Source organism: Frankia sp. CeRuru1 (assembly GCF_977966315.1).
Map to the genome: position 1 here is coordinate 1 of NZ_CDWWEW010000396.1, position 4,504 is coordinate 4,504.

Below are 4,504 nucleotides of genomic sequence, written 5' to 3' on the forward strand. Positions count from 1 at the left end.
CAGCGGGCGCAACGTCGACGCGTAGACCCGCCGGGTACCGGGGTCCCGGTAGGAACGGAACGAAAAACCGGTGTTGCTGTCAAAATTTTTGACGGCCCGAGGTCGAGTTCGCCAAGGTGGCGAGGCCCGGGTTTGGCAGGTCGGCGTACCGGGCGCCGAGGACCTCCACGTGGCCGGAGGTGGCCGGGCTCAGGCCGACCATGATCCGCATGGTTGTCGACTTGCCGGCCCCGTTGGGGCCGAGGAAGCCAGTCACGCGGCCCGGTCGGGCGGTGAACGAGACGTCGTTGACGGCGGTCACGCCGCGATAGCTCTTGGTCAGGTGGTCAACAGTGATCATGATCGGAAGCCTCGCCGCGACCGGCCTTCCGGCACATCGTCGTCGAGGCCGGACCCGCCTCTGCCATTGGGGGGGAGCGGCGTCTCGTTCTTTCGGTGGGTCTCCGACGCCTGGGCTGTCTCTAGGCTGGGTGTGTGTTCACTACCGGCCTGCGCTCGCTCTGGGACGAGCCCCGCGCCGCGGACACGCCCGAACGGGTGTGGCTCGACCGGGTGCTGGTCGGCGTGGTGATGGTGGCGGCGTTGCTCGAAGGAACCCTCCGAGAGGACGTCACCTGGCGGCCGGTCGTGACGATCGTGACGGTCGGACTTGCGCCGGTGCTGCTATGGCGGCGTACTCACCCGTTGGCCTGCGTCGTGGTGGGCTTCGGCACCGGGATGGCGTTAGGACTGGCGAGCTGGCTGGGCGGGACCCCAGGCGTGGGCCTAAACACGATGATCTACATCCTGGTGCTCGTCTATTCGCTGGTCCGCTGGGGCTCAGGGCGTCAGATCGTGATTGGGCTGCTGGTGGTTGCGGTCGCCGCGGTGTTCAGCTTTGCGACCGACTACACCGGGCCAGCCGAGTTCTTCGGCGGGTTGGCGGTCCTGGCGGCGGCGGCGGCGGGCGGAGCGGCGTTCCGCTACCGCGCCGAGAGTCGGCGCCGGGCGCTCGACCAGGTCCGCAGCCAGGAGCGCGTCGGCCTCGCGCGCGAGCTGCACGACTCGGTCGCCCACCACGTCTCGGCGATCACTCTGCAAGCGCAGGCTGGCATGACGATGGCCGCGAAGCGACCTGAAGCGGCGCTCGAGGCGCTTGCGATCATCGAGGGGGAAGCGTCGCGGACGCTGGCGGAGATGCGAGCGATGGTCCGGGTGCTGCGTGACGGAGCGCCGGCGGCGTACGGTCCCCAGCCCGGCGTCGCCGACCTGGTGTTCCTCGCCCGCCGCGAACCGGACCCCGTCGTCGACGTGGAGTTGGCGGGTGATCTGGCCGGACTTCGGCCCCAGGTCGACGCCGCCGTGTACCGGATGGCGCAGGAGGCGCTGACCAACGCGCTGCGGCACGCCCGAAACGCCTCGCGTGTGGAGATCAGGGTCGTCGAGGGCGCAGGAAGGCTGCGGCTCCGCGTGACCGACGACGGCCAGATCGACCCGGCGCGGCCAGCGACCCACGGTTTCGGGCTGCTGGGGATGACCGAGCGCGTGCAGCTGCTCGGCGGCACGCTACGCGCTGGGCCGACGCCCGAGGGCGGGTGGGCGGTCGACGCCGAGCTGCCGATGGAGTTGCCCCTATGACGACGCGCGTGCTGGTGGCAGACGACCAAGATCTGGTGCGCACCGGCCTGTCGATGATCCTTGACGCCCAGCCCGACATCGAGGTCGTCGGCCAAGCCGCCGACGGCAAGGCCGCCGTCGAGCTGGCGCATCGGCTCCGCCCCGACGTGTGCCTGGTCGACATTCGGATGCCCGGGCTGGACGGCATCGAGGTGACCGAGCTCCTCGCAGGGCGAGGCGTCGCGGACCCCATCGCGGTGGTGGTGATCACGACGTTCGACCTGGACGAGTACGTCCACGGCGCGCTTCGGGCCGGAGCCCGAGGATTTCTCCTCAAGGATGCCGGGCCAGAGTTGCTGGTGCAGGCTGTCCATGCCGCCGCCGTCGGCGATGCCCTGATCGCGCCGAACATCACCCGCAGGCTGCTAGCGACCCTTGCCGCGGGGGCCTCATCGAAACGCCGTACCCAACCGATCGAGCCGCTCACCCAACGCGAGGAGGAGGTGCTGAAACTGGTCGCTGTCGGCCGCACGAACGCGGAGATCGCCGCCGAGCTGTTCATCAGCTTGACGACCGCCAAGACCCACGTCGCGAGCCTGCTGACCAAGATCGGCGCCCGGAACAGGGTCGAGATCGCGATGTGGGCCTACGACACCGGCCGGGTGGGGCACTGAACCGAACCTGACGTACATGCACGACGACTGGTCCCGGCCGGGGGCGACCGAGGCCCACAACGAGCGCAGCGCCTTCGTCACCTTCTGTCCAGTGTAGGGACAGCGCGGCAGCGGGGATCAGCCGAAAGCACGAGAGAGAGACCATCTCATCGGCCAGGCGAACTCCGGCCACCGGGCCGGTGTGCCCGCCGCCGGGCTCAGCGATCGTGGACGTACCGATCCTCACCAACGACGGAGCCCATGATGAGAACGCGTCAACCCACCACCACACTGGAAGACCAGCCGATCCCGGTGAGAGCCAAGCTCGCCGCGGCGTGGACCAGCTTCATGTTCCTGTACGCCTACGTGGACATTCTCAACTTCTTCACGCCCGGCGTCATCGAAGACATCCTCGACGGCAAGGTCTTCGAGTTCGACCTCTCCCAGACCTTTTCGACCACAGCGCTGACCCTAGTGGCCATCCCGATCCTCATGGTCGTGCTGTCGATGACGCTGCCCGCCCGGGCGACCCGCATCACGAACCTCATCGTGGCCTCGCTCTACGTTCCCGTCACGGCATTCAACGCGGTGGGCGAGTCCTGGCTGTACTTCTACGGCCTTGGCATCGTACTGGAACTGATCCTACTCGCCCTCATCGTGCGGTACGCCTGGACCTGGCCCCGCACCGCACCGTCGGCGACCAGCCCGGACCGTGAAACCGTTCGCGCCCAGCAGCAAGCGTGAACCCAAGAACGGTCCCCGTCCTCTGGCGGCTCCTATATGAGACGGCCCTCGGGGAACATTGGAACGAAAAGTTCCGTTGGCGGGCTGCGGGCGGACGGCTTAGCGGGACTGGTCGTTCGGATGCACCCGGTCGGGGCCCCCGAGGCCCGGGCCCAGGGCGCTGCACAGGTGAGGGCCGTCGAAGCCGAGCTGGTATATCGCTGGCATGGGCATCGACAGCCAGAAGGCGCAGTCGATGGAAAGACCCAGGGCGAGGAGTGCGCGGGCAATCCAGGTGCCGTGCGCGGCGGCCAGAATCGTCGTCGTGGGCGACACGGACGCCACAAGATCACAGACCGCGTTCCTTGCGCGGTGGCTGAGATCAGCGAGTGTCTCGCCGGCGCCGATAGCGCGATCGGGCTGAGTCCAGCTCTGCTCGTAGTGGGCCCTCCAGTCTGAGGTCGGGGCCAGACCTGACCACCACTCGCGAAGATCGTCACGGCGACAGACGGGCAGTTCCAGGGCCTGGGCGGTCGGTTCGATGGTCTGGACCGCGCGAAGGTACGGGCTGGACACGACCTGCGAGACGCCGCAGCCAACGAGGTCCGCCGGGAGGGCGACCGCCTGCTCGCGGCCTGCTTTGGTGAGCGGCCGATGGTGCTCGTCAGGGCCGTCGAGGGTCGGAGTGACCGACGCGGCGTGACGGACCAAGAGCAGGACGATCATAAGAGAGATCATGCAGCTGCTCTGGACACCACTCCCGCCGCACGCCGGCCCACCCCAACCAGACGATCACGGACAACCTGAACGACAGGTTAGGGGCCGGTCACCCTGACCGCGGCCGTTTCATCGAAATCACCCAGAGCTACTGGCGGCTGGTGACGCCGACCCGAGCCCATGGACAACGAAGAGGCCGAGTGAGTCAGATTCGGCGGCGAGCAGCGGGGTCCTGGGCGGCGACGTGCCGGGCGACGGCGTCGACGCCGGGGCGGGCGTACCGCTCCAGTGAGCGGACGGAGGCGTGCCGGGAGCGGGCCAGCAGCATCGGTGTGCTGGTGCCGTTCTCCGCGTCGTGCGTGAGGCTTGAGTGACGCCAGCGGTGCAGCGTGAAGCCCTGCAGGTCGTTCCGCTGGTCGGGCTGGGCGAGGGGGTTTGCCAGCAGCCGGGTGCTCTCCTCGAAGATCTCCTCAGCTCGCCGGTAGGACAGCCGGGCTCGTCCCGTCACCGGGCAGACGTCCATCGTCGGGATGCCCTCGGGTGCGCGGCGCTCGGTGAGGAACAGCGGGCCCTGGGTGCGGCCGGCGATCAGGCGGGGCAGCAGCTGGGCCGCGCCGGACTGCCAGTGGATCCACTCGATGGCGCCGCCCTTGGCGATGATCCGGCCGCGCTTGTCGGGGTGCCGGTAAGAAACGTGTCACCAGCCGCAAACGGCGATGATCTAGCTGGCCTGCGGCGGACCCGGCGAGCGTGGCCACGCTGCTCCGGGACATCCGGGAGCTCGCCGTCGTCCTGGACGCCGGCGAGCTCCCGGA

Annotated in this window: 6 protein-coding genes; 3 read left to right on the forward strand and 3 right to left on the reverse strand. The window is 68.8% G+C overall.

The annotated features are described in order from the left end of the window. Positions 1-79: 79 nt before the first annotated feature. Positions 80-340, reverse strand: a complete 261-nt coding sequence (locus tag AC08OP_RS21170) for an ATP-binding cassette domain-containing protein (protein ID WP_476615781.1) — start codon at positions 338-340, stop codon at positions 80-82. 134 nt (positions 341-474) lie between these two features. On the opposite strand from AC08OP_RS21170, the gene AC08OP_RS21175 reads away from it, so the two are divergent. The 3 genes from AC08OP_RS21175 (at position 475) to AC08OP_RS21185 (ending at position 2,993) form a co-directional block, all read left to right on the forward strand. Then, positions 475-1,617, forward strand: coding sequence for a sensor histidine kinase (locus AC08OP_RS21175; protein ID WP_476615782.1), 1,143 nt, complete (start codon positions 475-477; stop codon positions 1,615-1,617). Continuing rightward, entirely contained in the window at positions 1,614-2,270 is a 657-nt protein-coding gene (locus AC08OP_RS21180; protein WP_071050472.1) for a response regulator, read from the forward strand. Before AC08OP_RS21175 ends, AC08OP_RS21180 begins: the two co-directional genes overlap by 4 nt. Positions 2,271-2,513: 243 nt before the next feature. Beyond that, complete coding sequence (locus AC08OP_RS21185; RefSeq protein WP_112107073.1) at positions 2,514-2,993, forward strand: DUF6326 family protein; 480 nt, start codon at positions 2,514-2,516, stop codon at positions 2,991-2,993. A 99-nt stretch (positions 2,994-3,092) separates the two neighbouring features. Here the strand turns inward: AC08OP_RS21185 and AC08OP_RS21190 are convergent, their stop codons facing one another. Both AC08OP_RS21190 and AC08OP_RS21195 read right to left on the reverse strand, forming a co-directional pair. Continuing rightward, on the reverse strand, positions 3,093-3,710 hold the full coding sequence (locus AC08OP_RS21190; RefSeq protein ID WP_476615783.1) for a histidine phosphatase family protein: 618 nt from the start codon (positions 3,708-3,710) through the stop codon (positions 3,093-3,095). A 184-nt stretch (positions 3,711-3,894) separates the two neighbouring features. After that, the gene (locus AC08OP_RS21195) at positions 3,895-4,197 is read right to left on the reverse strand and encodes a hypothetical protein (protein ID WP_476615784.1); all 303 of its coding nucleotides are present in this window, start codon (positions 4,195-4,197) and stop codon (positions 3,895-3,897) included. Positions 4,198-4,504 lie beyond the last annotated feature (307 nt).

Excerpts from the sequence above, each read along its gene's own strand:
- AC08OP_RS21170 (WP_476615781.1), bottom strand. The coding sequence starts at position 340 with ATGATCACTGTTGACCACCTGACCAAGAGCTATCGCGGCGTGACCGCC.
- AC08OP_RS21180 (WP_071050472.1), top strand. The coding sequence starts at position 1,614 with ATGACGACGCGCGTGCTGGTGGCAGACGACCAAGATCTGGTGCGCACC.
- AC08OP_RS21185 (WP_112107073.1), top strand. The coding sequence starts at position 2,514 with ATGAGAACGCGTCAACCCACCACCACACTGGAAGACCAGCCGATCCCG.
- AC08OP_RS21190 (WP_476615783.1), bottom strand. The coding sequence starts at position 3,710 with ATGATCTCTCTTATGATCGTCCTGCTCTTGGTCCGTCACGCCGCGTCG.